This window comes from Paenibacillus polysaccharolyticus (assembly GCF_023714295.1).
Taxonomy (GTDB): Bacteria; Bacillota; Bacilli; order Paenibacillales; family Paenibacillaceae; genus Paenibacillus; species Paenibacillus polysaccharolyticus_A.
Genome location: NZ_JAMAUN010000079.1, coordinates 1 through 254, shown reverse-complemented (window position 1 = coordinate 254; position 254 = coordinate 1). Strand labels below are relative to the sequence as shown.

Below are 254 nucleotides of genomic sequence, written 5' to 3'. Positions count from 1 at the left end.
GGATGCCTAGGCGCTAGGAGCCGATGAAGGACGTGGCGAACAACGAAACTGCCTCGGGGAGCTGTAAGCAAGCTTTGATCCGGGGATGTCCGAATGGGGAAACCCAGCTGGGGTAATATCCAGTTACTCACAACTGAATACATAGGTTGTGTAGAGGCATACCAGGGGAACTGAAACATCTAAGTACCCTGAGGAAGAGAAAACAATAGTGATTCCGTCAGTAGCGGCGAGCGAACGCGGAGAAGCCCAAACCA

At 52.4% G+C, this 254-nt stretch carries 1 rRNA gene; it reads left to right on the top strand.

The window, feature by feature from the left end:
* Nucleotides 1–254: ribosomal RNA gene (locus tag M3629_RS28300) — 23S ribosomal RNA — on the top strand; the annotation flags it as partial.